Annotated in this window: 22 protein-coding genes; 20 read left to right on the top strand and 2 right to left on the bottom strand. The window is 31.4% G+C overall.

The features are described from left to right. Nucleotides 1-27 precede the first annotated feature (27 nt). Nucleotides 28-1,650: a 4Fe-4S binding protein gene (locus ACTG3V_RS08730; RefSeq protein WP_439131779.1), complete on the bottom strand. Its 1,623-nt coding sequence runs from the start codon at nucleotides 1,648-1,650 to the stop codon at nucleotides 28-30. Nucleotides 1,651-1,653: 3 nt separating this feature from the next. Continuing rightward, complete coding sequence (locus ACTG3V_RS08725) at nucleotides 1,654-3,003, bottom strand: NAD(P)/FAD-dependent oxidoreductase (RefSeq protein ID WP_439131778.1); 1,350 nt, start codon at nucleotides 3,001-3,003, stop codon at nucleotides 1,654-1,656. Between the two features lie 181 nt (nucleotides 3,004-3,184). Here ACTG3V_RS08725 and ACTG3V_RS08720 point away from each other — a divergent pair, with 181 nt between their 5' ends. The 20 genes from ACTG3V_RS08720 to ACTG3V_RS08625 form a co-directional block, all read left to right on the top strand. Further along, a complete protein-coding gene (locus ACTG3V_RS08720) occupies nucleotides 3,185-4,120 on the top strand; it encodes a hypothetical protein (protein ID WP_439131777.1) in 936 nt (311 codons plus the stop codon). Nucleotides 4,121-4,146: 26 nt separating this feature from the next. Next, nucleotides 4,147-5,157, top strand: a complete 1,011-nt coding sequence (locus tag ACTG3V_RS08715) for a glycoside hydrolase family 113 (protein ID WP_439131776.1) — start codon at nucleotides 4,147-4,149, stop codon at nucleotides 5,155-5,157. A 74-nt stretch (nucleotides 5,158-5,231) separates the two neighbouring features. Beyond that, complete coding sequence (locus tag ACTG3V_RS08710; RefSeq protein WP_439131775.1) at nucleotides 5,232-6,065, top strand: universal stress protein; 834 nt, start codon at nucleotides 5,232-5,234, stop codon at nucleotides 6,063-6,065. Between the two features lies 1 nt (nucleotide 6,066). Continuing rightward, on the top strand, nucleotides 6,067-6,810 hold the full coding sequence (locus ACTG3V_RS08705) for a hypothetical protein (RefSeq protein ID WP_439131774.1): 744 nt from the start codon (nucleotides 6,067-6,069) through the stop codon (nucleotides 6,808-6,810). Continuing rightward, a complete protein-coding gene (locus ACTG3V_RS08700) occupies nucleotides 6,810-8,096 on the top strand; it encodes an outer membrane protein assembly factor (RefSeq protein WP_439131773.1) in 1,287 nt (428 codons plus the stop codon). Before ACTG3V_RS08705 ends, ACTG3V_RS08700 begins: the two co-directional genes overlap by 1 nt. 214 nt (nucleotides 8,097-8,310) lie before the next feature. Further along, the gene (locus tag ACTG3V_RS08695) at nucleotides 8,311-9,042 is read left to right on the top strand and encodes a metallophosphoesterase family protein (protein WP_439131772.1); all 732 of its coding nucleotides are present in this window, start codon (nucleotides 8,311-8,313) and stop codon (nucleotides 9,040-9,042) included. 243 nt (nucleotides 9,043-9,285) lie between these two features. Beyond that, the gene (locus ACTG3V_RS08690; protein ID WP_439131771.1) at nucleotides 9,286-9,987 is read left to right on the top strand and encodes a queuosine precursor transporter; all 702 of its coding nucleotides are present in this window, start codon (nucleotides 9,286-9,288) and stop codon (nucleotides 9,985-9,987) included. 52 nt (nucleotides 9,988-10,039) lie between these two features. Then, nucleotides 10,040-10,750, top strand: coding sequence for a DUF547 domain-containing protein (locus ACTG3V_RS08685; protein WP_439131770.1), 711 nt, complete (start codon nucleotides 10,040-10,042; stop codon nucleotides 10,748-10,750). A 36-nt stretch (nucleotides 10,751-10,786) separates the two neighbouring features. After that, nucleotides 10,787-11,122 carry an arsenosugar biosynthesis-associated peroxidase-like protein gene (locus ACTG3V_RS08680; protein ID WP_439128134.1) on the top strand — a complete coding sequence of 112 codons (336 nt, stop codon included), beginning with the start codon at nucleotides 10,787-10,789 and terminating at the stop codon, nucleotides 11,120-11,122. Between the two features lie 292 nt (nucleotides 11,123-11,414). Further along, nucleotides 11,415-12,470, top strand: a complete 1,056-nt coding sequence (gene arsS / locus ACTG3V_RS08675) for an arsenosugar biosynthesis radical SAM (seleno)protein ArsS (RefSeq protein WP_439131769.1) — start codon at nucleotides 11,415-11,417, stop codon at nucleotides 12,468-12,470. A gap of 9 nt (nucleotides 12,471-12,479) precedes the next feature. Further along, nucleotides 12,480-13,157, top strand: a complete 678-nt coding sequence (locus tag ACTG3V_RS08670; RefSeq protein WP_439131768.1) for a TIGR04282 family arsenosugar biosynthesis glycosyltransferase — start codon at nucleotides 12,480-12,482, stop codon at nucleotides 13,155-13,157. 66 nt (nucleotides 13,158-13,223) lie between these two features. Next, entirely contained in the window at nucleotides 13,224-16,415 is a 3,192-nt protein-coding gene (locus ACTG3V_RS08665; RefSeq protein WP_439131767.1) for a SusC/RagA family TonB-linked outer membrane protein, read from the top strand. Between the two features lie 75 nt (nucleotides 16,416-16,490). Then, a complete protein-coding gene (locus ACTG3V_RS08660) occupies nucleotides 16,491-17,930 on the top strand; it encodes a SusD/RagB family nutrient-binding outer membrane lipoprotein (protein ID WP_439131766.1) in 1,440 nt (479 codons plus the stop codon). Nucleotides 17,931-17,993: 63 nt separating this feature from the next. After that, nucleotides 17,994-19,331: a sodium:solute symporter family transporter gene (locus ACTG3V_RS08655; RefSeq protein ID WP_439131765.1), complete on the top strand. Its 1,338-nt coding sequence runs from the start codon at nucleotides 17,994-17,996 to the stop codon at nucleotides 19,329-19,331. Then, nucleotides 19,316-20,143: a metallophosphoesterase family protein gene (locus ACTG3V_RS08650; RefSeq protein ID WP_439131764.1), complete on the top strand. Its 828-nt coding sequence runs from the start codon at nucleotides 19,316-19,318 to the stop codon at nucleotides 20,141-20,143. Before ACTG3V_RS08655 ends, ACTG3V_RS08650 begins: the two co-directional genes overlap by 16 nt. Before the next feature lie 33 nt (nucleotides 20,144-20,176). Then, a complete protein-coding gene (gene arsM, locus ACTG3V_RS08645; protein WP_439131763.1) occupies nucleotides 20,177-21,145 on the top strand; it encodes an arsenosugar biosynthesis arsenite methyltransferase ArsM in 969 nt (322 codons plus the stop codon). A 132-nt stretch (nucleotides 21,146-21,277) separates the two neighbouring features. Beyond that, complete coding sequence (locus ACTG3V_RS08640; protein ID WP_439131762.1) at nucleotides 21,278-21,769, top strand: rhodanese-like domain-containing protein; 492 nt, start codon at nucleotides 21,278-21,280, stop codon at nucleotides 21,767-21,769. 86 nt (nucleotides 21,770-21,855) lie between these two features. After that, on the top strand, nucleotides 21,856-22,470 hold the full coding sequence (locus tag ACTG3V_RS08635) for a TIGR04282 family arsenosugar biosynthesis glycosyltransferase (RefSeq protein ID WP_439131761.1): 615 nt from the start codon (nucleotides 21,856-21,858) through the stop codon (nucleotides 22,468-22,470). A gap of 6 nt (nucleotides 22,471-22,476) precedes the next feature. Further along, the gene (locus ACTG3V_RS08630; RefSeq protein WP_439131760.1) at nucleotides 22,477-23,178 is read left to right on the top strand and encodes a T9SS type A sorting domain-containing protein; all 702 of its coding nucleotides are present in this window, start codon (nucleotides 22,477-22,479) and stop codon (nucleotides 23,176-23,178) included. 114 nt (nucleotides 23,179-23,292) lie between these two features. Next, nucleotides 23,293-23,832: purine-nucleoside phosphorylase (locus ACTG3V_RS08625; protein WP_439131759.1), on the top strand; the 540-nt coding region annotated here is incomplete at its 3' end.

The following is a 23,832-nucleotide window of genomic DNA, read 5'->3' as shown; positions in this document are numbered from 1 at the left end:
ATATCAGTACTTTTAAATCTAAAAAAATTATTTTTTATTTACCAAACTCATTAAATCAACATCATTACCTAACAATATTTCAGTAGGATTTATTCTACCTTCTACAGGACCGTTTTCTAGTTTTAAAACACCTCTTGGACAAACTGCGGAACATATACCACAACCTACACAACTAGAACGTATTATATTTTCTCCTTTTTGGGCATACGCTCTTACATCAATACCTTGTTCACAATATGTAGAACAGTTTCCGCAAGAAATACATTGTCCACCATTTGTGGTAATTCTAAATCTCGATTTAAATCGTTGTACAAAACCCAGATAAGCAGCTAATGGACAACCAAATCTGCACCAAACTCGATTACCAAAAATTGGGTAGAAACCTGTACCAATTACACCTGCAAACCAAGCCCCAATTAAGAAGCTGTAGGTGTCTTTTATCCATTGCGATTTTATTCCTAAAAAAGATGATGTTCCAGAAAAATAACAGTATAAAGTTACTAGGGTCATCACCAAAGAAAAAACCAACACACTATGAATCAACCATCTTTCTAATTTCCAAGCATTTAAACTTTTGTTAGAATGTTGTCTGTACGGATCTCCTAATGTTTCTGCTAAACCACCACAGCCACAAACCCAAGAGCAATACCATCTTTTACCAAAGAAATACACCATTACAGGCACAATGATTAAAGTTAATACAATACCCCAAACTAAAATAAATAGTCCTAAACCACCACTCTCAATTAAAGCTTTGATATTCCATTCCCAAAAGAAATCATAATCTAAAGGAAAAGCATTTTTAAAATCATAACCAGGTTTTCCTAAACTAGTCATTATTTCAGGAATTAAAAAAGCAAATACAATTTGAAAGAATAATACTGAAATTGTTCTTACAATTTGGTATTTATTATGTCTGTATTTTATAAACATTCTCACCCCCATGGTTAGCATTATAGTACAGTATAAAAACCCATACACAAACCATTGTGAGGCTTCACCACCATTTAATACTTTACTTATAGGATCTAAAATAAAGGTCCAGTTTACAGCATAATCTGTCATAAAATACAATACCAAATAAAAAGTGACTAAATAAATTAAAACCAACCAAGCAATCCAACCTCTGTTTGTTGCAGATTCTAAGTAAATTCCATCGTTTTTGATTCCAGGTTTTCCTTGTAAAACCAAATTTGGAATGATAAATAAAAGAGCTCCAATAATTCCTAATCCAAAGGTTAAAAACCACATGAAACCAGCATTTTCTTTTACAAATCCAGCACCTGCTTTTTTAGCGATTTCATAACTTATGGTGTGCGGTTTTCCATTGATTCTATATTGATATTGTTCGCCTTTTTTCTCCCAATTTTTTGCTGCGTTATATTTTGCAATTAAATCATTGTAGTATTGGTTATTTTTTTCAACAGCGTTTCTAACACGTTTAGAAAATTCAAAAATGTTTAAAGATTCATTAGTTACAATTGCTTTTTGTAATTCTTCTTTTATGATATCACTCTTGTATCCTTTTTCTTTGATAAAAGAATCTAATTCTTTTTGAGTAAACGAAAAATTTCCGGTAAAAATGGATGCTGTAAAAATTGATAATCCTATTAAAAAGATTCCTAAACCTGTGTATTTTATTGCTTTCATCTTTTATGCTTTAGCGAAAATTCGTTTCCAACTTTTTTTCTTTACTTTAATATTTGCTCCTTTTTCTTGATTGAATTTCGCTACAATTTCAGCTTCATACAATTTGTAAAATTCAGGATCAAAATTGGCATCAGCTAAATATTCTAAAACGTGTTCTATGGATTGTTCTTGGGATAACCATCGATCAAAAATTTCGTGACGCATTCGAATCCCAAATGTATTTATCCCTAAAAATTTGTGAGTGTTTTTATCAAAAGAAATGGTAATACAGATATTTTTTGTAGGATGTTGCCATTGAAAATAAGTTTCATTTTCTTGTTTGTTTCTTTCACTAAAAACCCAACCATAGGTTTGATATTCAATATCTAAAAACTTGGCAGAATTAAACCAATGTCCTGGTTTGTAAGCTCTTTTGTTGTCACAAATAGTTTGTGCAACAGTTTCGCCCATCATTCTACCTGTATACCAAACCGCTTCAATGTTTCTGCGTTGCCCAATTGCTTCGTGTTGCTCAGCACAATCGCCAATGGCATAAATATCAGGAATATTAGTTTCTAAAAATCGGTTTACTAAAACTCCTTTTTTAGTTTCAATACCAGAGTTTTTTATAAATTCGATATTTGGAGTAACCCCAGCAGTTAAACCAACAACATTACACAAAATTTCTTCGCCTGTTTCTTCAATTATCACCGATTTTACTTTGCCATTTGCATCACTTTTAATTTCTTTTAAATTGGTACTCAAACGCAAATCTATATGATGTGCTTTTATATGTTTGTTAATCATTTCAGATTCTTGGGCAGGTAAAACTCCGTTCCAAAAACTGTCTTCACGAACTAAAAAAGTAACTGGAATTTTTCTACTTCTTAACATTTCTGCTAATTCAATTCCTATTAATCCACCACCAACAATTACAGCTCTTTTGCAAACCTCGTTATTAGGTGCATATTGTTCTAGTTTTTCTAAATCTTGTTTGTGATACATGCCCATTACACCATCTAAATCTTGACCTGGCCAGCCAAATTTATTGGGTTTAGAGCCTGTTGCAATGATTAGCTTATCATAAGAAAGAGAAGATTCATCAGAAAAAAGTAAAGCTTTATTATCAGTGTCTATTTTGTTTACAAAACCTTCTTTTAAATCGATTCGGTTTTTATCCCAAAACCAATTTTCATAAGGTTGTGTATGTTCAAATTTCATATGCCCCATGTAAATGTACATGAGTGCAGTTCTGGAAAAGAAATATTTGGTTTCTGCAGAAACTAGCGTAATTTTATAATCAGCATTTTTTCTGATGTGCCTTGCAGCTGTAACTCCCGAAATTCCATTTCCTATAATTACAATGTGTTTCATAAGTTGTGCATTGATTCTTGACTTTATGTCGAAGCGAAAGTTAAGAACTTAAATGGTTTTAGTAATTTAGAATAGAAATAAATAACAATCAAACTTTAAAATTGTAAGAAAATTAAAAAAACAAAGACTGATGGTGTAATTAGATGCTGAAATGATTTCAGCATAAGTAAAATCAACTAAAATGAATAATAGCTATTTTAAAATTTTATTAGTATCAACCTTAATAATTAATTTTAATGCTTTTGCACAAGAAAAAGATGATACAGATACAGAATCAATTTCAGTACAAAGAAGTAACATACAAACCTATACTCCATCTGTTTTATTAAAAAAAGAACAATGGGATATTAAATTTTTTAATAATTTATATACAGAAACTAAAGCTACTTTTGACGGAGTTGAAGCAGATAAACCGAGAGAAAACTATTTAACATCAACCTTAGAAATTTTTACAGGTATTTCTGATAGTAGAAGATTTAATTTAGGTGTTATTGTAGAGGTTCGATCAAATACAATTGGCGATAAAGATGCTTTTGCTGTCTTTAATTTAGGAACGGATAATTTTTCTAGAAAGGGCATCACATCCATTGCACCTTCTATAAAATGGCAGCCAATAGAACGTATTGGTAAGTTTTCTATACAATCTTCATTAAACATCCCATTAGTAAAAAGAGAAACTATTGATGGTATTTTTTTAGATGAAGCTGCCTGGAATTTACAAAATAGGCTTTTTTATGATTATACCTTTGCAAGTGGTAATTGGCAGTTGTTCTCTGAAATTAATACGCAGTACTTTTTTGGTGATAAAGAAGTTGCTACTTTTGATAGTTTGGGCAGAAAAACAACTTCTAAGGGTAGTTTTGCAACCAATACTTTTATTGTAAATCCGGGTTTATTTTTAAGTTATTTTCCATCAGATAAATCTACAGTGTTAGGTTTTGTGCAGCACACCAATAGATTTGGAGATTTTACTCAAGATTTTACAGCACTGGGTGTTGGAGGCAAATACCAATTAACAGATGCCTTAAACCTAGAGGTTTTGTACAATAAATTTGTTAGAGGAAATAATACAGGATTGGGGCAAAGTTTTAACATTGGTTTAAGAGCGTTGTTTTAAGAAAAAGAACTATTTTTAAGAGATTTATGAAAACAAAAAATCTCTTAGTTCTCGGTCTTTTACTGATACAATTTTCATGTAGCAGTCAAACAGAAAAATACAATGGTGTTAGTTTTGTGGCATCAGGCATAAAAATAGATGAAACACATACAGCTCCTGTATTAAAGGCACAAAGCAATACTGTTGCATTGATGCCTTTTGGTTTTATTAAAAATTTGGCATCTCCTCAAATTATACATAATACAAAAAGACAGTGGTTTGGTGAAACAAAAGCAGGTTTAGTACAGTATACCAATGAGTTTAGAAAACACCAAATTAAAATCATGGTAAAACCACAAATTTGGGTATGGAAAGGTGAATTTACGGGTGGTATAGCAATGAATTCTGAAGAAAATTGGAAAGTTCTAGAAGATTCATATACATTATTTATTACTACATATGCAAAAGCAGCTCAAGAAATTAACGCAGAAATCTTTTGTATTGGTACAGAATTAGAAAAATTTGTACTTCAAAGACCAAAATATTGGCAGACTTTAATTAAAGAAATCAGAAAAATATATTCAGGTAAACTAACCTATGCAGCCAATTGGGATGAATTTAAAAGAGTATCATTTTGGAATCAATTAGATTTTATAGGTATAGATGCCTATTTTCCTTTAAGTGATAAAAAAACACCTACAATCACAGATTTTGAAAATGGTTGGAAACCCCATAAAGATGATATTAAAAGGATTCAGTCTAAGTTTCAGAAACCAGTATTATTTACAGAATATGGGTATAGAAGTGTAGATTATGCTGGTAGAAAACCTTGGGAATCTAATAGAATACAAGGTAGCGTAAATTTAGAGGCACAAGTAAATGGCTTACAGGCAATTCACAATCAATTTTGGAACGAGGAATGGTTTGCAGGTGGTTTTATATGGAAATGGTTTCATAAACATCATGAAGTGGGAGGTGAAGAAAATAACAGATTTACACCACAAAATAAACCCGCTGAAAAGCGGTTGGCAAAGCTATATGGCCATAAAAGCCAATAGTAAAACATGACAAAAGTCCTTTTTTGTTACTCACTTTGATGTTAACTTTGAAAGATAGAAAAGAATAATAGTATATGAAAAAAATTATAATTCCAGTAGACTTCTCAAAACACTCTGTATATGCACTAAAAGTTGCTGCATTATTTGCAAAAAAATATAAAATGACTCTTTACGCCCTTCATATGTTGGATATGCAGGAGTTTTCGATTTCAGAAAATCCAGATGTAAAACAAGAAAAAGGGATTTTTTTCTTGAAACTTGCCGAAAAGAAGTTTAAAAAGTTTTTAGCGCAAGATTTTTTAAGTGATGTAAATATTGTACCCATAATTAAACACTATAAAGTGTTTAGTGAAGTAAATAAAGTAGCTGAAGAAGTAAATGCAGATTTAATTATTATGGGCTCTCATGGAGCCTCTGGCTTAAAAGAATTTTTTGTAGGCTCTAATACAGAAAAAGTAATTCGATATGCTAATATACCTGTACTTATTGTAAAAAATGAGATTAAAGACATCAGTTTTAATAACATTGTTATGGCTACAGATTTTTCTAATGAGTCTGTACCAGCATTTAAAAAGAGTTTACAAAGTTTAGATTTTTTACAAGCCAAAAAACATATTCTTTATGTGAATTTACCAAACGAAAACTTTAAAACTACGCCTGAGATGGAAACTATGGCAAATAATTTTTTAACAAAAGTAGATGGTAATATAGATCGATTGATAAATGTTAATTTTGTGTGTGCAAAATCTATAGAAAAAGGAATTTTAAACTTTGCTAATGTAGCTGGAGCAGATTTAATTGTAACCATAACACATGGTAGAAAAGGAATTTCGCATATTTTTGAAGGCAGTATATCAGAAGATCTTTCAAATCATGCTACCTTGCCAATTATGACATTTAAATTATAAAATGATACAAAACAAGTATTTCATATTCCTAACATTTTTAGCTTTTTGTTTTTCTTGTTCAGAAGATAATGATATTACAACACCAAGAAATTTACAAGAATACATAGCAACATTTGCTAATAAAGATGTTGGCAACGTAATTGCTTGTGCTGCAAGTGCAGATGGTAATAACAATTTAACCTACATTTTTTATTATCCTGAAGAAGGTGCAACTGATATTCGTTATTACGAAGCAGATAGTTTAAATGTAAATGAAACTGATTTTTCTAACTATCGAAAATATATTGCTTCTGCAGAAAATGTTTTTGGAGGAAAGTTAGAAAGATTCTCACGTTCTAGTTCAGAAGAAAATTGGAGTATTGTTACCTATGTATTAGAAGGTAAATTACATGTTTCTAGTCCTATTCGTTTAAAAAATGCAACAAATGCCACGAATTGGGCAGAAGAGGTAACTATCAATAATTCACAAAGTTTACAACCTATTTTTACATGGTCTGATTTTGGTATTAAAGATAATGATATTTACTTTCAAGTAATTGCTAATGAAGATAATGATTTTATGTCTGGCACCTATACAGACAATAAATATTTTCAATATTACAATACCTCAAACGTGGTTTTAAACATAAATACAGAACAGCCTCCAAATTTAATTTTAGGCAATACCTATAATTTTACACTCATGGCAGTAAGTGAAGATAATTGGGTAAATTTGGTACTACAAAAGTCATTTGTAGCACAATAATGAAATACAAGAAATATCTTTCTATATTCTTTTTTATTGGCATAACTACCTTTGTTTTTTCTCAAAATCATAAAATTACCTCAATTACCATAAAAGGTGCTGAAAAAACAAAAGTATCTTATCTCAAGTCATTGTTAACTACAAAAGTAGGGCAAGCAATAGATTCCATAACATTAGAGAATGATATCATTTTTTTAAAGAGATTACCTGCAATCAGCCACGCTTATTATCAAGTATTTGATGCTCAACAAAACAATTACCATATATTTATTCATATCGAAGAGAATTATACCATTATTCCAGAAGTAAATTTATGGACCACAACTAACAATGTTTTTTCTTATAAACTCGGCTTGTATGATTATAATTTTTTAGGGAGAAATATCACTTTAGGTGGCTTTTATCAGTTTAATGGTTTTGATACCTATGCTGTTAATTTTAAAGCACCGAATTTATTTTCCAATAAATGGGGCTTGGCTATAAATCATCAAAATTGGAAAAGCGAAGAGCCTTTGTATTTCGAAAATCAAACTGCCAATTATCTTTACAATAATATTTCTTTCGAGGTTTTAGGTTTATATCAAATCAATTTAAAAAATCGACTTAATTTTGGAGTTAATGTATTTAAAGAAAAATATCAATATTTATCTGGCAATATAGATTTTACAACCTCTGAGATTCCTGAAACTTTAGACTTAAATAAAGCACTTTTAAAGTTAGTGTATACGTATGATAGTTTAGATTACTATTACCAATATGTAAATGGTTTTAAAAGTATTTTGTACACACAATATGTAATAACAGAAAACGATTTTCAAAACGATTTTTATATTTTTTGGAACGATTTTTTTTATTATAAACAATTAGGTGATAAAGGAAACTGGGCAAACAGACTGCGTTTTGGACTTTCATCTAACAAAAACACACCATTTGCACCATTTGCTTTAGATAACAACATTAATTTACGAGGCGTAGGGATTTTGGTAGATAGAGGTACAGGTAGCATTGTTTTAAACTCTGAATACAGACATACAATTTACGATAAAAATGGGTTTGCCATACAAACCAACGTATTTTCAGATTTTGGTTCATGGCGAAATCCAGGAGGTAAATTAAACGATTTTTTTCAAGAAAAAAACATCCGGATTTACTCAGGTTTCGGGTTGCGTTTTATCAGTAAAAAAATATACAATGCCACCTTTAGAATCGATTATGGCTTTAGTGTTTTAAATACCAAAGCTAATTCTAAAGGAGGTTTTGTTTTTGGTATTGGGCAATATTTTTAGGGCGTTTTACGGGCTATCCATTATATCTTTTTTTATGGTAAATTTATAAAATTTGTCCCTCTTAAGAGTATTAACATTTTTATGAATACAGCAAAATCCGAAGAAAAAAAAGGATGCCATTTCTATCCCTAACGCAAGCTAGTTTGTAAATTTAAGAGGTTAATAACACCATTTCTTTTTTAAATACTTTAGTTTTGTAATCAAAAGATAAAGCATGAGAATTTTTGCAATTGGCGATATTCATGGAGGTTTAAAAGCCTTGTTACAAGTATTAAATAAACTAGAACTTAAAGATGCTGATACACTTATTTTTATGGGTGATTATGTGGATGGTTGGAGTGAATCTGCCCAGGTTGTAGACTTTTTAATCAATTTACAACAAAAGATAGATTGTATTTTCATTAAGGGAAATCATGATGTTTGGTGCCAAAATTGGCTAAAAGATGGTAATGATGTGAACCCTACTTGGTTTATGCACGGAGGCAAAGAAACCATTGAAAGTTATGCCAATTTTTCTGAACAAGAAAAAAAGCAACATTTACTATTTTTCGAAAATATGAAAATGTATTTCTTAGATGATCAAAACCGATTGTTTTTACACGCAGGTTTTACTTCTATGCATGGAGTAGAAAAGGAATCCTATCCACATAAATTTTGCACGGATAGAACGCTTTGGGAAATGGCTTTAGTTATGGATCAAAAAATTCAATTTAACCATCACTTATACCCAAAAAGATTAAAACATTATAAAGAAATTTATATTGGGCATACACCAACCACCAATTATAATGAAACTGAACCTATGAATGCTATAAATATTTGGAATGTGGATACAGGTGCCGCTTTTGAGGGTAGAGTTACTGCAATGAATATAGATACAAAAGCTTTTTTTCAGAGTGATACTTTACCAACATTATACCCAAATGAAAAAGGTAGAAATAAATAAAAATTTATAAATAAAATATAAATTATAAAAATATTTTATAATATTCATAAATGTTATTAATTAAAAATATGATATCTCTAATAGGTTTTTGTTTTAGATTGTAAAAATATTTATTAGTGTTGGGGGACACTAAAAATCAAGAAAAACTGCCATAAAAGGCAGTTTTTTTTTGAAATAGACAAATAAAGCAGAATCCACATTTAGTACAATTAGGGTGAGTCAAAAATTTGTAACTTCGTTTTTATGACACACAAAGACAAATTACTTGCCAATAGAATTTACTTAATTCTTGCAGCCCTTTTTATAGCTTCTTTGGTAACCTCTAATTTAATATTTCAGAAATTTTTTTATTGGTATCCATTTCATATTGAGGTATTTGACGTAAAATTATTTGAGGTTTCTGTGGGGCTTTTACCTTATCCAATCACGTTTTTAATAACAGATATTTTATCTGAAATTTATGGTAAAAGAAAAGCAAATGAGGTAGTAATAGCTGGTATTTTCGCCTCTTTTTTCTCGCTTTTAATTATTTATGTTTCTAAAGAAGTACCTGCAACTTCATGGTCTCAAGTAAATGATAGCACATTTATAAATGTTTTTGGTGCAGCTCCTTTAGCAGTTTTAGCTTCAATGATGGCATATTTATTTGCGCAATTTATAGACATTAGAGTGTATCATTTTTGGAAACAACTTACCAAAGGAAAACATTTATGGCTTCGTAATAATTTTTCAACCTTTTCCTCTCAGTTTATAGACACTATGACTGTGTTACTGTTATTATGTTCTTTCAACATCATTAATTGGGATAAATTTTTGGGGCTTTTAATTAGTGGCGTGCTTTTTAAAATGATAATTGCAGCTTTAGACACCCCATTGTTATATATTGCTGTGTATGCATTTAGAAAAAGATTCAATTTAAAAGTAAATGAAGAAATTTTAGATTAATTTCTGTAATTTATAGTATTACGTTTCGTCTAAAGAACAATAAACCTACCAAATGAAAAGAACGCTTTTACTTTTTGTAACCATTTTTACCTTAGCTCAAGGAAATGCACAAACTTCAATTTTTAATAATTTATTACAAAAACATGTTTCGAATGATGGTTTTGTAGATTATAAATCATTTAAAAATGATGTAGCTCAATTAGACAATTATCTCTCTTATTTAAACAAAACGAATCCAGACAATTCTTGGTCAGAAAATAAACAAAAAGCATTTTGGATTAACGCTTACAATGCCTATACCATCAAATTAATTTTAGAAAATTATCCTTTACAATCAATAATGGATATTAAAAAAGAAGGCAAAATCGCTTGGAAAATTCCATTTGCAAAAGTGGGTGGAGAAACATATACATTAGATCATATAGAACACGAAATTTTACGTAAAAATTTGTTTGACCCAAAAATTCATGTGGGAGTAAATTGTGCTTCTATTTCTTGCCCGAAATTAGGAAATAGTGCTTTTACAGAGGAAAATATTGAAACTGAATTATCAAAGCTTATGACAGCTTTTGTAAATGATTCAAATCGAAATAAAATTTCTAAAAAGAAAGTTGAAATTTCTTCAATATTCGATTGGTTTACTGAAGATTTTACAAAAAAAGGAACTGTTATAGACTATTTAAATAGGTATGCAAACTCTACAATAAATACTAATGCAAAAATTAGTTATTTAAAATACGATTGGAGTTTAAACAGTAAATAATTACTATCTTTCAATTTCAAAAATTAAAATCAATTTATGTCAAAATCATATTACGATGCAGCCGATTTAAGAAAATTCGGCAAAATAACAGAATGGAGTGAGGAATTAGGAAACAAATTCTTTGATTATTATGGAAAAGTTTTTGAAGAAGGTGCTTTAACTGCTCGTGAAAAATCTTTAATTGCTTTAGCAGTAGCACACACAGAGCAATGTCCTTATTGTATAGATGCTTATACCAAAGATGGGCTACAAAGAGGAATTACAAAACCAGAAATGATGGAAGCCATTCACGTTGGTGCTGCTATAAAAAGTGGCGCAACTTTAGTGCATGGTGTTCAGATGATGAACAAAGTGAATAAGTTAGAAATGTAAGCAGCCTCTTATTTTGCCTTTTTTAGGCAAAATTTTAGAGGTCGCTTATACCCACGAAAGTGGGTATCTATTTAAAAACAAAAAATGAGTGAATCACTCATTCCGCTAAAAAAGCGGGATCTCAAAAAAAATAAACAAAGAAATTTTATCATAAAAAACACTTCGAAAAGCTACGTGTATCAGACATAAAATTTCTTGAGTTTAATCTAAAAAACCAAACCAACACTTTCTTCGTAAGTATTCCTAAAGAAGAAATTTAGTTACAAAGACAAATAAAAAGTTCAGCATATTTATGGCTACAAAATCATTAAAAGCAAGAAATAACGATATTGCAAATACTTCTCGTCAAATGGAAATTCTTTCAAACGGAATTTTTGCAGACGGAGAATTACCCACATTTGCAGCTAAAATTAAAGAAACTGGTCATTTTCCATTACGTCCTAAAAAATTAGAAATTCTTCAAATTAATTTAGGATACATGTGTAATCAAGTCTGTGAACATTGTCATGTAGATGCTGGTCCAGACAGAAAAGAGATTATGACTGTAGAAACCATGCAACAATGTTTGCATGTTATTAAAAAAACAGAAGCACATACCTTAGATTTAACGGGTGGTGCACCAGAAATGAATCCTAATTTTAGATGGTTTGTAGAAGAGGCATCAAAAGCAGGAATTAAAGATTTTATTGTGCGTTCTAACTTAACCATCATTAGAGCCAACAAAAAATATTACGATTTACCTGAATTCTTTAAAAAACACAATGTACATGTAGTTTCTTCTATGCCTCATTGGACGCGTGGAAAAACAGACAAACAAAGAGGTGATGGTGTTTTTGATAAATCCATAAAAGCCTTACAAGAATTAAATGCTGTTGGTTATGGTATGCCAGATTCTGATTTAAAATTAGACTTGGTTTACAATCCTTCAGGAGCATTTTTACCTGGTGATCAACAAGCATTAGAAAACGATTTTAAAAAGGCTTTAAAAGCCGATTTTGATATTGATTTTCATAGTTTATTTGCCATTACCAATTTACCAATTAGTCGATTTTTAGATTATTTAATTGCATCAGACAATTATGAAGATTATATGCATTCTTTATTAGATGCTTATAATCCTGCAGCTGTAGAAAATGTAATGTGTACTAACACAATTTCTATTAGTTGGGATGGGTGGTTGTATGATTGCGATTTCAACCAAATGCTAAACTTAAAAGTAGCCAGTAAAGTAAAACACGTTTCTGATTATAATGAAGAACTGTTACAAAACAGAAATATCATAATCAATCAACATTGTTATGGTTGTACTGCTGGTGCAGGAAGTAGTTGTCAAGGAGTTGTAGCTTAAAAGATATCATTGAAAAATAATACTGCCCTTTTAGTTTTTGCCAATTCAGCTCAAAAAGATGCTGAAAGAAAATCGTTTCTTTCTTCAGATATTTTTAGTGCACTGAATCATCAAACCTTAAAAACAGTAAAAAAATCTGGAATTACTTTCTTTCATTTTTCAGAAAAAAATCAAGTGGGTCATTCTTTTGGAGAACGTTTTTCAAATGCTATTGAAGCTGTTTTTAACAAAGGTTTTAGCAACGTAATTACGATTGGTAATGATACGCCTCACTTAAAATCGCATCACTTAATTGCTGCTTTGCATCAATTACATAAAAATGATTTGGTTTTAGGACCTTCTAAAGATGGAGGTTTTTATTTAATGGGAATTAAAAAAGCGCTATTTAACAAAGAAACTTTTTTAAAATTACCTTGGCAAACCAGTCGTTTACAAAAGTGTATTACTTCAATTTCGTCATCCAAAAAATTACAAATTTCTTTTTTAGAACTTTTAAATGATTTAGATTCTAAAGAGGACATCAAAAAAATTATAAATAGTTTTAAAGCGATTCCAACAGCAATTTTAAAGCTACTTTTTGTTTATTTCAGGATTGAAAAAAAACAGTTTATTTATAAGAAAACGGGATCTCAAACCGTACTTTTTTCTCAACACTTCAACAAAGGATCTCCGTTAATTTTTGCGTAACACATCATTTATATTGATAAATAGCAATATAAAAAAACAACTTTTTTTACACAAAAATTACACTTAATGAAACACGTTTCTATGTGGATTTTACTGTTGTTTACTAACATCAGTTTTTCACAAATTAAAATTTCGGGAAAAATAACCGATAAAAATACAGGTTATGAAATTCCTTCAGTGGCCATTTCCTCATCAGCAGAAAATGGCACTACTTCAGATAATAATGGTAATTATACTATTGAAGTTTCAAATGAAAATAAAATTTTAACCTTTTCGTATTTGGGGTATAAAACCAAAAAAATCAAAGTAGAAAATCAAAAAATCATCAATGTTCAATTAGAAGAAATTGAAACCAATTTAGATGAAATTGTAGTAACTGCTTTGGGTTTAAACAGAAAAACAAAAGAACTGGGTTATGTGGTTCAAGAAATAAAAGCGAAAGATGTTACAGAGGTAAAAACCGTGAATTTTTTAGACAATTTGTCTGGTAAATTAGCGGGTGTAACTATTTCTCAAGGAGCAACAGGTGTTGGTTCTTCTTCAAAAATTACCATTCGTGGTGAAGCTTCGTTTTCGAATAACAATCCTCTTTTTGTGGTAGATGGAACACCCATAAACAACAATTCTGTTCTTAATTTTACCAATGAAGCTGCTGCTGGTTTTCAAGAAATTGATTTTGGAAATGGTGCCATGGAAGTAAATCCTGATGATATTGAATCTGTAACCGTTTTAAAAGGGCCAAGTGCAGCTGCTTTATATGGAACTAGAGCTTCAAATGGTGTTATTGTAATAAAAACCAAAGATGGTAAAAAGAAAAAAGGGTTAGGAATTAGCATTAATTCTTCTGTAACTTTAGACAATGCTTTTCGTTTGCCAGATTTTCAAAACGAATATGGACAAGGGAATTCTGGTCAGTTTGAATATGTTGATGGTTTAGGTGGAGGAACCAATGATTTGATTAGTTATTCTTGGGGGCCAAAATTAGATGCAGGTAATTTAATTCCACAGTTTGATTCTCCAGTAACACTAGCAGATGGCACTGTAGTTCGTGGTGCAGATACTTCTTTGTATTCTGGAATTCCGATTACACCTACTTTATTCAAATCAAATCCAGATAATTTAAAAGATTTTTATCAAACAGGGATTACTACCATTAACAACGTGGCTATAAATGATAGTTTTGAAAGAGGTTCTTATCGTTTATCATTTACAGATTTAGATAGCGAATCTATTATTCCTGGTGTGAATTTAGAACGTAAAACTGTAGCTTTAAAGTTGAATTTCAATCCGACTGAAAAAACAAAAATTACTACTTCTGTCAATTATGTAAACTCTGGTAGTGATAACAGACCATCCAATGGTTATGGAAGTGAAAACGTAAATTATGCGCTTGTTGCTTGGGGTCCAAGATCTTTAAATATTGATAGTTTACGCGATTATTGGCAACCAGGTTTAGAAGATGTTCAACATTATTCATTTAACTACACCTATTTTGACAATCCCTTTTTTACGATGTATGAAAACACCAACTCATTTAATAGAGATCGTGTTTTTGGAAACATCGCATTACAACATCAATTTACAGAAAACCTGAGTATTTCTTTACGTTCTGGAATGGATTATTCCTCAGAAAGAAGACAATTTAAACGTAATTTTAGTTCCAATCGTTTTAAAAACGGCGCCTTTGCAGAACATGATGTTTTCTACAGAGAGGTTAACACCGATTTTTTACTAAATTATAACAATACTTTTGGAGATTTTTCTTTTGATGCCTCTTTTGGAGGAAATCGATTAGACCAAACTGCATCCACCAAACAAACTCAAACGACCAATTTAGCACAACCAGGTATTTTTAGTTTAAACAATGCTGCATCTCCTTTAGAAGTATTTCAATTTGAATCTAAAAAGAGAATAAACTCTTTGTATGGGATTGCAAAATTTGGTTATAAAGATTACTTATTTGTAGATATTACTGGTAGAAACGACTGGTCTAGTGCTTTAGCCACTCCTTTTTCTGTGGATGGTACTTCGTTCTTTTACCCTTCCGTTTCTACAAGTTTTATACTCTCTAACTTTACAGAGTTACCAGAAAACATCTCTTTTGCAAAACTAAGAGCAAGTGTTGCACAAGTGGGTAATGATACCAATCCGTATCAAACTTCAGGGGCGTTTGTATCGCAAACACCTTTTAATGGGCAACCCACTTTTAGCAATCAAGATTTTATACCCAACGCAAATTTAAAGCCAGAAAGCACCACTTCATATGAGTTTGGTGCAGATGTTCGTTTTTTTAAAGATCGATTAAATATTGATTTTACGTATTATAACAATACTACCAAAGATCAGATTATTTCATTGCCTATTCCAATTTCTTCAGGCTACAATCAACAAGTAGTAAATGGTGGAGAAGTAAACACAACAGGGGTCGAAATTATTTTAGGAGGCACACCTATTAGAACTGAAAACTTTACATGGAATACCACTTTCAATTTTGCCAGTAACAAATCCATCATTAAAAATTTACCCCAAGATGAAGGTCGATTAACATTGGCTTACAGCAGAATTTATGATAGTGCCAACCAAACTGTTTGGTTTCAAGTAGAAGAAGGTGGACAAATTGGCGACATGTATGGAACTGGATATCAAAAAAATGACAATGGCGAATTTCTTTTAGATGATAATGGACGCTACATTGCCAACAATAATTTAATTAAAATTGGAAATTACAATCCCGATTTTACCTTAGGTTGGAACAATAATTTCAAATATAAAAATTGGAATGCAAGCTTTTTATTTGATTGGAGACAAGGTGGAGAAATCGTTTCTAGAACAAGAGCTTTAGGAAATGTTGGTGGTCAATTGGCAGAAACTGCAAATAGAGATGTTGATATTGTTCCTCAAGGAATTAACATAAACACTGGATTACCCAACACAGTTGCTGTTTCCCCAGAAAGTTATTACAGACAGTTTTATGACAGAAACCATGAAGAAAACAATGTATATGATGCTTCTTTCTTAAAATTAAGACAGTTTTCAGTTGGCTACACACTTAATTTTAATCCTGGTTTTATGGGCTTAAAAGATGAGTCTACTATGAATTTATCCTTAATAGGAAATAACTTATTTGTAATTACAGAAAATCCGCATTTTGATCCAGAACAATTGGCTGTGCAAGGCAATGGTTTTGTAAGTGGTGTAGAAGACATGAGTTATGCTACAAGCAGAAGCATCGGTTTTAAAGTTGGATTTAACTTTTAACGAAGTTATGCTGAACTTGTTTCAGCATCTTAAAATAAGAGATAAAAACCTGAAAGGTCTAAAAAATAAAAAACAATGAAAAAAATTATATATAGCATCGCAATTTTTGCCATTACATTGGCAAGTTGCACAAAAGATTTCGAAGAAATAAATACGAACCAAAATGCACCAGTTTCTGTACAACCTAGTTTGTTGTTAAGACAAGTAATTTACAATTTCGGAGACGAAATGAGTTACGAAGGTTTTGCTGCTGGAGATTTATTAGGCCAATATAGAACAGCACTCGATTTTAATTTATTTGGACGACATGATTTAAAATCACCGCAATTAGGAGGCAATCCTTGGCCAATATTTTTCACCAATTTACGAGACAATGAAATCATTTTAAAACAATCAAAAGAAACGCCTGCTTTTGCAGTTTATGAAGGTCCTGCTTTAATTTTAAAAGCATACATGGCTGCAGGATTAACAGACTTATTTGGAGATGTGCCTTATTATGAAGCCTTTAATGGTGTGGATGGCACTGTAACTCCGAAATACGATTTACAAGAAGATATTTATCAAAACGAAAATGGCATTTTAGATAATTTGGATAAAGGGATTGCTGCCATAAATGCTTATGGAGGTTCCATTCAATTAGAAGGCGATATTTTATTTGAGGGCGATTTAAATGCTTGGGTTCGTTTTGCAAATTCATTAAAAATTAAATATTTAATGCGTATTTCAGACAAGGTAAATGTAGCTTCTCAATTACAAGCTATTTTTGCGAGTGGAGATTACATCTCTACCAATAGTCAAAATGCGGTTTTTAATTTTACCAATTCAGAACCCAATAGTTTTCGTTTGGCACAGTTAAGAGTTGGAGATTTTAACAACTATGTGCTTTCTGAAACTATGGAAGAAGTTTTAGAAAATTTAAATGATACTAGAATTGGCACTTTTTTTAAGCCAGTAGCCAATGCAACCACCACCACTTATAAAGGATTGTTAAATGGTGTTGATGCTACAAGCACCTCTATTACACCTGCAGATTATTCTTTATCTGGCACTGCTTTTAGAGAAGACACCTCTGTTTTAGACGCTAATTTTGCGACAGCTTGGGAAACTTCTTTTTTCTTAGCAGAAGCTGCACAAAAAGGATTGATTACTGCCAATGCACAAAACTTATATGAAAATGGAGTTGCCTTGGCTTTTGAATATTGGCAAACAGCAATGCCTGCAAATTATTTAACAGGAAATGCGGCTTTTAATGCAGTTGGTACAACACCTTTACAACAAATTATCACTCAAAAATGGATTGCAAATATCATAAATGGTTATGAAGGTTGGACAGAGTTTAGAAGAACTGGTTTTCCTGCATTCAAACAAATTTCTGCAAGTTTAAACAACAATGTCTATCCTGTAAGAATGCCTTACCCATCTGATGAAGCAGCATTAAATGCAGCCAATTATAATATGGCAGCAAATGCTACAAATGATAATAGTATCGATGTTAATGTTTGGTGGGCAGAATAATATAAAGATGCATTTATCTCATCTTTTTAAATACAATTGATTGGGGAAATAATAAAAAATAAAATGGATAACATTCAACTTTGGCAATGGATTTTGGTAATAGCATCAAGTTTGATTCTATTATTGATTTCTCCATTGGCAAAAACAACAGAAGAATTTTTTAAAGCCCAGCATCGAAAAAAAGCGCCAAATGGTTTTATGTTGGCTGGAAGTTTAATCATTTCTTGGATCATGGCAAAAAGCATTACAAATGCAGCCAATCTTGGTTTAGATTATGGTATTGTGGGTGGTATTGCTTATGCAGCATATTATTTTTCATTTGCAGTTGCTGGGGTTATCATTTATCAATTGCGCGTAAAAGGTGGTTTTAAAAGTATTCACGAATTTCTAGCGAGTAAATTTGGAAAAACAGCGATTGCCATTTTTTCTTTTTTAATTATCATCCGCCTTTTTAATGAAGTTTGGAGCAACACCATGGTTATTGGAAGTTATTTTGGAGAACAAGGAAGCGAACCGTATATATGGTCAGTAATTATTTTTACCATTTTAACGCTAGCCTATGCTTTAAAAGGAGGTTTAAGCAGTTCTATTTTTACAGATGTAATTCAAATGGTACTGTTTTCTATTTTATTGGTGATTATTCTTGGAGCCATTTTTTCTGAAGAGGATTTTACAATAAAAGAGGCTGTATATTCAAGTGTTTGGAGTTTTGAAATGGGACTGAATTTATTTTTCGCAGCACTTTTACAATGCTTTAGTTATCCTTTTCACGATCCTGTTTTAACTGACAGAGCCTTTATAAGTTCTCCAAAAATAACCCGTAAAAGTTTTCTTTGGGCAAGTTTATTTGGGGCAATTTTAATCGTTTTGTTTAGTTTGATTGGCGTGTTTGCAAAATACCAAGGTATGCAAGGTCAAGCTGCTGTTGAAGTGGGTAAAGCGTTTGGAGTATTTATCCTTTTAATCATCAACTTTATCATGATTACTTCTGCAGCATCAACTTTAGATTCTACCTTTTCCTCTTCATCAAAACTATTGGCAGTCGATTTAAAAATGGGGAAAAGTTTAAGATTTGGGAGACTAGCGATGATTATAGTGGCTATTTTAGGTACAATTCCCATCTTTTTAAATGCAGAAATCTTATCAGCCACAACCGTTTCTGGCACCATGGTTATTGGCTTAACACCTATTTTCCTTTTTTGGAAGGTAAAAGTGCCAAAAATTAGTTTTTATTTGAGTGTTTTTTGTGGATTGATTTTCGGATTTCTACTGATTTTCAATAGTTTTCCGGAAGCACTTATTTTTACAAAAGGTAAATATGCAGATTTACTTTGGGTAAATTTATGGGGAATTTTAAGTTGTATAACATTATATTTAGCACCAACGTGGATAAAAAAATAGAACATTTAACAGATTTAAAGGGGAAAGTACTACTTTTTGGTGGTGTTTACAGCAACTTACAAGCATTAGACTCGCTTATTGAAATTGCTGAAAAAGAAAATATCGCACCTAAAAATTGTATTTCTACTGGAGATATTGTGGGCTATTGTGCACAACCAGAAGAAGCTGTACAAACCTTTAAAAATTGGGGTGCAAGAGGTATTGCTGGCAATGTAGAAATGCAATTAAGAGAGGGTGAAGAAGGCTGTGGTTGCGATTTTAGACAAGGTTCACGTTGTGACGGGTTTTCAAAACTTTGGTATCCTTATGCACAAAGTCAACTTTCTCAAGATTCCCTAGATTTTATGGAAACCTTACCAGATCATTATACCTTTGATTTTGGCGAAAAAAAGATATTTGTTTTGCATGGTTCCTATTTTCAAACCTCAGAATTTATCTTTAAATCTACTTCTTGGAAAAAGAAAGCTCCAAATTTTACAGCCACCAATAGTGATGTTATTATTGGCGGTCATTGTGGACTCCCTTTTTATCACAAAAGAGATGATAAACTTTGGATAAATGCAGGTGTAATTGGGATGCCCGCAAATGATGGAACCCCAAATGTTTGGTATGTAATTATCGATGAGCAAAATGGTGAATTTCATTTTAAACATCATTCGTATTCGTACAATCATCAAAAAACCAGTAAATTGATGCACAATGATTTGTTACCTTTAGAATATGCTAGAACCTTAGTAACAGGGCTTTGGGACAATTGTGAAATATTACCTCCTGTAGAAAGTGGTTTACAAGGGTTTGGAATTCAGCTTTAAAATAATTAAATTAACAATATTGAAATAAAACTTATGAGTTATCTAGAAACAACACACAATGTATACAAAGACGCAGCTTTAGTACCAGATGTTGGTTTATGTTGTACTACCAATGCTATTTGGGAATTACCAGGACTTAAAATTCCTAAAATAATGCAAGAAATGAATTATGGATGTGGTTCTACAGTGCATGCAAAAGACTTAACCAACAACCCTAAAATGTTATATGTTGGTGTTGGTGGAGGCATGGAATTGTTACAATTTTCATACTTTAACAGACAAAAAGGGGGCGTAATTGGTTTAGATGTGGTGGATGAAATGTTAGAAGCCTCTCGCAAAAATTTTGCAATTGCAGAAGAACAAAACGATTGGTTTCAAAGTGATTTTGTAGATTTAAGAAAAGGTGATGCCCTAAACTTGCCAATTGATGACAATTCTATTGATGTTGCTGCTCAAAATTGTTTGTTTAATATTTTTAAAATGGACGATTTAAAAAAGGCGGTTGCAGAAATGTATCGTGTTTTAAAACCCCATGGAAAACTAATTATGAGTGATCCAACTTGTGAGCAGCCCATGAACGAAACCTTACGAAATGACGAAAAATTACGCGCGCTTTGTTTAAGTGGTAGTTTGCCTATTGCAGATTATGTAAAAATATTAACGGATGCTGGTTTTGGAACCATTGAAATTAGAGCGAGAAAACCGTATCGAATTTTAGATCCAGAAAACTACCCTACAGACGAACTGATTTTTATAGAATCCATAGAAATTGCTGCCATTAAAGACCCAATGCCAGAAGATGGTCCTTGTGTTTTTACGGGAAGAACAGCCATTTTTTATGGAAAAGAAGATTATTTTGATGACCAAAAAGGACATATTTTATATAAAAATCAACCTTTAGCCATCTGCGATAAAACGGCTTTAGCATTATCAAAATTACACAGAGACGATCTTTTTATAAGTCAGTCTAGTTTTAATTATGGTGGTGGCGGCTGTTGCTAGTTTGGTTTTTGCTTAATAGTATATAGTAATTAGTTTGTCGTTTCTAAATAAATGAAATGAAGTTGAGAAATCTTTTTCATTGTTAAGATTTCTCCATAAAGTCGAAATAACAAAAGATAATAAAATTATAATATGAAAAAATTTTGCATTCTTTTTTTAGTTATCAGTTCCACAGCATTTGGACAGAAAAAGCTAGACAAACTACTCAATAAATGGAATACCAGAAATGTACCCTACATGTCTGTAGAAACTTTAGCAATGCCCAAAACTGAGGCGATACTTTTAGATGCAAGAGAAGAAAAAGAATATAAGGTAAGTCATTTAAAAAATGCGATTCAAGTTGGTTACAATCATTTTAAATTAGATGAAACCATTCAAAAATTACCCAAAGATAAAAATGCTAAAATAGTAGTGTATTGTTCTTTAGGTATTCGTTCAGAAACGGTTGCACATAAAATCATAGAAGCTGGCTACACCAATGTGTATAATTTGTATGGAGGTATTTTTGAGTGGAAAAACGCCAATTTTAAAGTAGTAGACACTTTAGGAAACACCACAGAAAAAGTACATGCTTTTAACAAAAATTGGGGCAAATGGTTAAAAAAAGGAAAGAAAGTGTATTAGTTGTTGGTTAAAATCTAACAATGTCAGTTCGAGTGATTTTGAGGAACGAAAAATCGTATCGAGAACTAATTTAGAAGCTAAAATTCATGAATAAAAATCTATTATTAATCTTCACAAGAAACCCAGAATTAGGCAAAGCCAAAACACGTTTGGCAAAAACAGTGGGCGATGAAACTGCCTTAGAAATCTATAAATTTTTATTAGAAAGAACTAAAAATATTGCTTCTGAAGTCAAAAGTGCAGACAAAGCTGTGTACTATTCTGTAAAAATTAGAGAAAATGATATTTGGGATGCAAACATATTCCAAAAACACCAACAATTTGGGGAAGATTTAGGCATCAGAATGTTAAATGCTTTTAAAAACGGCTTTGAAGCTGGCTACCAAAAAGTACTAATCATAGGGAGTGATTTATACGATTTATCCTCAACAAATATTGAAAAGGCATTTGTAGCTTTGGATGAAAATGATGTGGTAATTGGACCTGCAGAAGATGGTGGTTATTATTTATTAGGTATGAATTCGCTACAAGAAAAGGTATTTAAAAACAAAGAATGGGGTACAGCAACTGTTAGAAAATCGACGTTAACAGATTTAAATGATAAAAAAGTGAAATTATTAGCGTTTAAAAACGACATAGATGTATATGAGGATATTGAAAATATCCCAGAAATTATGCAAATGTTTATCAACGCTAAATAATATTCTATGAAAACACGTTTACTTTTTGCTTTTTTAAGTTTCAACTTGCTACAAATTAATGCTCAATGTACAGAAAGTGTTGGTGGTTTTGGCAACAGTCCAGATGGCCCTTCCTACCACATCAATGGTGATGTAGATTTGACTTTAAATAGCAACAACACAATTACCTTACAATTAGGCGCTAATTTTAGTACCACTCCAGGGCCAGATGTTCGTGCATTTTTAGTAGTTTCTGATGGCAAAACTGATGCTGAACTAACAACAACTCTTATCAGTAATTTAAATTATATAGAAATTGGATTAACCCAAGCCAGTGGTGCACAAACCCTAACTGCTACAATTCCTGAAGGAAAAGACATTACAAAATTTGATAAACTATTTTTTTATTGCTTACAATTTGATCATTTTTGGGATTTAGGAACTTTCCAAAAATTTACTGCAAACACTTGTGCTGCTTTAAACGTTACTAATTTTCCTGTGGATAAAATTCACATTTACCCAAACCCTGGAAAGGATAAAATTCAATTGTCTAATTTAGATAATTTATCTGCTGAAATTCGTATTTTTACTATTCTAGGAAAACAGGTTTTGAATCAATCAAAATTTAGCCAAAAAACTATTGATATTTCTGCTTTCAACAAAGGTGTTTATTTGGTAAAAATTGATGTTGATGGAAAATCGAAAACACAAAAATTAGTAATTGATTAAAATATAGACTTCTTCTCATTCTTCTCCTTCTTCTTAATGAATGGCAGTATACGTTTTAAATGTCATTTCGAAATGAGTGAAGAATGAACGATTGAGAAATCTAAATAAGATCTTATGAGCAAACAACAACAGTTACAAGAAACCATTGGTTTTTTAACCGAAAACGGATTTTCAAACCCAGCAATAGGTATCGTTTTAGGTACAGGTTTGGGTAAATTAGTGGATGAAATAGCCATTGAAAAAGAGATTCCCTATGCAGAAATTCCACATTTTCCGCAAGCTACCGTTGAGTTTCACTCAGGTAAATTAATTTATGGTGAATTGTCTGGCAAAAAAGTAGTTGTGATGTCTGGTCGTTTTCATTTATACGAGGGTTACAATGCTTGGGAAGTTACTTATGGTATTAGAACACTTCATGGTTTAGGCATCAAAAATTTATTAATTTCTAATGCCGCAGGAGCCATCAACCTCAACTATAAAAAAGGAGACTTAATGCTGATTGAAGATCATATCAATTTACAAGGGCAGTCTCCTTTGGCATTTCAAGGAGCCAATGCTTTTGGAAATATTTTTGTGGATCTATTAGAACCCTATTCAAAAACCATCAACCAAAAAATAAAAGCCATTGCAATTGCCCAAAACATCCAATTACAC

Source organism: Polaribacter sp., assembly GCF_965660385.1.
Classification (GTDB): Bacteria; Bacteroidota; Bacteroidia; order Flavobacteriales; family Flavobacteriaceae; genus Polaribacter.
The sequence above is the reverse complement of the archived record's forward strand: the minus strand, read 5'-3'. Positions and strand labels throughout refer to the sequence as shown.

Excerpts from the sequence above, each read along its gene's own strand:
- ACTG3V_RS08725 (WP_439131778.1), bottom strand. The coding sequence starts at position 3,003 with ATGAAACACATTGTAATTATAGGAAATGGAATTTCGGGAGTTACAGCT.
- ACTG3V_RS08640 (WP_439131762.1), top strand. The coding sequence starts at position 21,278 with ATGAAAAAATTTTGCATTCTTTTTTTAGTTATCAGTTCCACAGCATTT.
- arsM (WP_439131763.1), top strand. The coding sequence starts at position 20,177 with ATGAGTTATCTAGAAACAACACACAATGTATACAAAGACGCAGCTTTA.
- ACTG3V_RS08715 (WP_439131776.1), top strand. The coding sequence starts at position 4,147 with ATGAAAACAAAAAATCTCTTAGTTCTCGGTCTTTTACTGATACAATTT.
- ACTG3V_RS08690 (WP_439131771.1), top strand. The coding sequence starts at position 9,286 with ATGACACACAAAGACAAATTACTTGCCAATAGAATTTACTTAATTCTT.
- ACTG3V_RS08635 (WP_439131761.1), top strand. The coding sequence starts at position 21,856 with ATGAATAAAAATCTATTATTAATCTTCACAAGAAACCCAGAATTAGGC.
- ACTG3V_RS08700 (WP_439131773.1), top strand. The coding sequence starts at position 6,810 with ATGAAATACAAGAAATATCTTTCTATATTCTTTTTTATTGGCATAACT.
- ACTG3V_RS08685 (WP_439131770.1), top strand. The coding sequence starts at position 10,040 with ATGAAAAGAACGCTTTTACTTTTTGTAACCATTTTTACCTTAGCTCAA.
- ACTG3V_RS08630 (WP_439131760.1), top strand. The coding sequence starts at position 22,477 with ATGAAAACACGTTTACTTTTTGCTTTTTTAAGTTTCAACTTGCTACAA.
- ACTG3V_RS08705 (WP_439131774.1), top strand. The coding sequence starts at position 6,067 with ATGATACAAAACAAGTATTTCATATTCCTAACATTTTTAGCTTTTTGT.
- ACTG3V_RS08665 (WP_439131767.1), top strand. The coding sequence starts at position 13,224 with ATGAAACACGTTTCTATGTGGATTTTACTGTTGTTTACTAACATCAGT.
- ACTG3V_RS08655 (WP_439131765.1), top strand. The coding sequence starts at position 17,994 with ATGGATAACATTCAACTTTGGCAATGGATTTTGGTAATAGCATCAAGT.
- ACTG3V_RS08720 (WP_439131777.1), top strand. The coding sequence starts at position 3,185 with ATGAATAATAGCTATTTTAAAATTTTATTAGTATCAACCTTAATAATT.
- ACTG3V_RS08680 (WP_439128134.1), top strand. The coding sequence starts at position 10,787 with ATGTCAAAATCATATTACGATGCAGCCGATTTAAGAAAATTCGGCAAA.
- ACTG3V_RS08730 (WP_439131779.1), bottom strand. The coding sequence starts at position 1,650 with ATGAAAGCAATAAAATACACAGGTTTAGGAATCTTTTTAATAGGATTA.
- ACTG3V_RS08710 (WP_439131775.1), top strand. The coding sequence starts at position 5,232 with ATGAAAAAAATTATAATTCCAGTAGACTTCTCAAAACACTCTGTATAT.
- ACTG3V_RS08695 (WP_439131772.1), top strand. The coding sequence starts at position 8,311 with ATGAGAATTTTTGCAATTGGCGATATTCATGGAGGTTTAAAAGCCTTG.
- ACTG3V_RS08660 (WP_439131766.1), top strand. The coding sequence starts at position 16,491 with ATGAAAAAAATTATATATAGCATCGCAATTTTTGCCATTACATTGGCA.
- arsS (WP_439131769.1), top strand. The coding sequence starts at position 11,415 with ATGGCTACAAAATCATTAAAAGCAAGAAATAACGATATTGCAAATACT.